Raw genomic sequence first — 3003 nt, 5'->3', positions numbered from 1 at the left:
CATTTGAGGGCTTTTAACGGCGATTTCGCGCCAGCAAAGCCTTCAATTATACCTAGGGACTACTACCCGGTTAGCTCGCCTTATCCCCTGCAGCCGCATAGTTCAGCACCGGGCCATTGCGCGTGACATGCCCGCTCGCCACCTTAAGGTGGATCCGGTGCCCGCGCGTGGTGCAGGCGGCGATTTGCAGGAGCAGTTGGTCGAGCTGTGCTGCGCTGGGAGTAGCTTGCTGCAGCGTTAGCCAATAGCGCAGCACATTGGCCTGCCGCGGCTGTGACAGGGATTGCAGGGATTTGATCACCGGGGGGGTTCCCACGGCAACCAGGTCTTGCTGTGCCACCTCGACCAACAACCCGTGCGCCTGGGCCGCGTGGCGCGCGCTGCGTGCAAAGGTTTCGCGAAACTGCGGAAAGGTTTGCGCCAACGCGGGCAGCAGGCGGGCCCGGATGCGATTGCGTGTGAACTGCTCGTCGGTGTTGGTCGGGTCTTCCACCCAGGTGATGCCGCGCGTCACCAGCCAATCGCGCAGCAATGCCCCGGGCACCGTCAGCAGCGGACGGTAATAGGTCATGCCGTCACGCTCCCATTGCGCCGGCATGGCGGCCAGCCCGGGCAGCCCCGCTCCGCGCGACAGCGCCAGCAGCATGGTCTCCACCTGATCATCGGCATGCTGGGCAATTGCTATGTTTTTAATAGCTGCTTGCGCAGATCCTTCCTGGGCTGCAGCCTTAAACGCCGCATAACGCGCCTTTCGTGCCGCGTCTTCCGGGCTCTCGCCGGAGGCGTGGCGGGCGTCCACACGCTGGACGATTAGCGGCACATTGAGCTGCGCGCAGAGGGCAACGCAGTGCTGCTCAAAGTCATCGGCCGCCGCCTGCAAGCCGTGATGAATATGAATGGCGTGAACCTGCCCCGGCCATTTCTCGGCGCAGGCCACCAGCAAGGCGACAGAATCGGCGCCGCCGCTGAGCGCTACGGCCAGCGGCAAAGCAGGTTGAAATTGGGAAATCGCAGCGGCGATCACGGCGCCGTCATTCATGGCTTGGCTTCGGCGAATCTTTCCCGGTCAATCCTGGCCCGCACCCATAGCACCCCGAGCGTGCCACCGATGGCGAACCAGCACCACAGGAGGTAGACGCCGCGTAGCGCTATGCCAAAAATACTCGAGACCAAACCATGGTCCCGCCAGGAGGGCGCCCCACCATCCGCAACAGGCCAGATGGCAGCAAAAACCAGCAGGAAACACCAGAACAGCAGGCCCCAGACCAACATGCGGTTCGGACTCTTGATTCGCGCGTAGCGGTCATGCTTGACTAGATAGTCCAGCCCGGCCCACAAGCCCACAAGGCCGGCAACAGGCGAAATCAGCCAGAGCATCGCGTAGTAGAAGCGCAGAAAAGGGTCGTAACCAGGAATCTTAGGCAACTGGTCCAGCATGGGCACGACATGGGCCATCGAGTCCATAAAGGAAACCGCCTGCGGCTCGGTGGCAAGCTCGCGCGGAAYGAAACCGAACATGACCGACAGAAAAGTCGCATAGAGCGCGGCAGAGGTTAGCCAAAATCGCCGGCGCAACTTCGCCAGGGCTTCCTCTTCCTCGGCACTGTAAGGACCGATACGGGGGCGCACCATGGTCTTGTCGCTCCAGCTTGTGCCGGGGCGCCTTACTTGCCGGCGTCAGCCTTGGTGTCTGTGAAGCGGCCGTAGCTTTGCAGGCGCTCGTAGCGGCGGTCCAGCAGCTCCTTGACCTTCAGGTCACTGACCTGGCGGAAGGCGTCATTGAGGGCTCGCTTAAGGAACGCAGCCATCTGCTTGTGGTCGCGGTGGGCGCCGCCCACGGGCTCGTTGACGATCTTGTCGATCACGCCCAGGGCCTTGAGCCGGTGCGCGGTGATGCCCAGGGCCTCGGCAGCTTCCTGCGCCTTGTCGGAGGTTTTCCACAAGATGGAGGCGCAACCTTCCGGGCTGATGACGGAGTAAATCGAGTACTGCAGCATGACCACCTGGTCAGCCACCGAAATGGCCAGCGCGCCGCCGGAGCCGCCTTCGCCGATGATGGTGGTGATGATGGGCACTTCGAGCTGCGCCATCTCGAAAATATTGCGTCCGATGGCTTCGGACTGGCCGCGCTCTTCGGCATCAATGCCGGGGTAAGCGCCCGGTGTGTCGACAAAGGTGAACACCGGCAGCTTGAACTTCTCGGCGGTTTTCATCAGGCGCAGGGCTTTGCGGTAGCCCTCGGGCTTGCTCATGCCGAAGTTGCGCAAGCCGCGCTCCTTGGTGTCGCGGCCCTTCTGGTGGCCCAGCACCATGCAGGCGGTGCCGTTGAAGCGAGCCAGGCCGCCGACGATGGACAGGTCGTCGGCAAAATGCCGGTCGCCGTGCAACTCAACAAAATCGGTGAAGATTTCGTTGACGTAGTCCAGGGTGTAGGGGCGCTCTGCGTGGCGTGCGATCTTGGTGATCTGCCAGGGCGTCAGGTCGCTGTAGATGTCTTTGGTGAGTTGCTGGCTCTTTTTGGCCAGCTGGTCGATTTCTTCAGAGATATCGACAGCCGACTCGGTCTGTACGTAGCGCAGTTCTTCAATTTTTCCTTCAAGCTCCGCAATCGGTTGCTCGAAATCGAGGAAGGTCTTCTTCGCCATGTGCTGCTCCTCAGGGCTTCATGAAACTTAAATTTGCTCGGTACCCGTGGGGGTACCCAGAACCGGTAATGGGTCCAGAGAGCGCCAAATATACCAAGTTGCCACGCTGCAGTAAGGCGACCAGGCGGCGGCCACCTCTCGCGCGTCGCTGCGGCTGACGGATTCACCMGAAAAGTAATTCTGGCTGATGCCGGTGATYAGCCCCACGTCGTCCAGCGGCAGGACATTGGGGCGCATCAGGTAAAAAATCAAAAACATCTCGGCCGTCCAGCGGCCGATGCCGCGGATGGCCACCAATTCTTCAATGATGGCTTCATCGTCCATCGCCGCCCAGTCTTTGACGTGAACGGTGCCGGCA

At 61.4% G+C, this 3003-nt stretch carries 4 protein-coding genes; all 4 read right to left on the bottom strand.

Features of this window, described 5'->3' with window-relative positions:
• Nucleotides 1-70 precede the first annotated feature (70 nt).
• Complete coding sequence (tilS, locus tag AC1DWI_RS18125; RefSeq protein ID WP_477668991.1) at nt 71-1039, bottom strand: tRNA lysidine(34) synthetase TilS; 969 nt, start codon at nt 1037-1039, stop codon at nt 71-73.
• On the bottom strand, nt 1036-1632 hold the full coding sequence (locus tag AC1DWI_RS18120) for a hypothetical protein (protein WP_477725369.1): 597 nt from the start codon (nt 1630-1632) through the stop codon (nt 1036-1038). The genes tilS and AC1DWI_RS18120 overlap by 4 nt, the downstream gene beginning before the upstream one ends.
• A 32-nt stretch (nt 1633-1664) precedes the next feature.
• Nucleotides 1665-2645: an acetyl-CoA carboxylase carboxyltransferase subunit alpha gene (locus AC1DWI_RS18115; RefSeq protein WP_092131429.1), complete on the bottom strand. Its 981-nt coding sequence runs from the start codon at nt 2643-2645 to the stop codon at nt 1665-1667.
• Nucleotides 2646-2672: 27 nt separating this feature from the next.
• The coding region (locus AC1DWI_RS18110) for a DNA-3-methyladenine glycosylase family protein (RefSeq protein ID WP_477725368.1) at nt 2673-3003 on the bottom strand (331 nt) is incomplete at its 5' end.

The organism is Polaromonas sp. P3_C2 (assembly GCF_056402675.1).
This window is presented reverse-complemented; position numbering and strand designations above follow the sequence as displayed.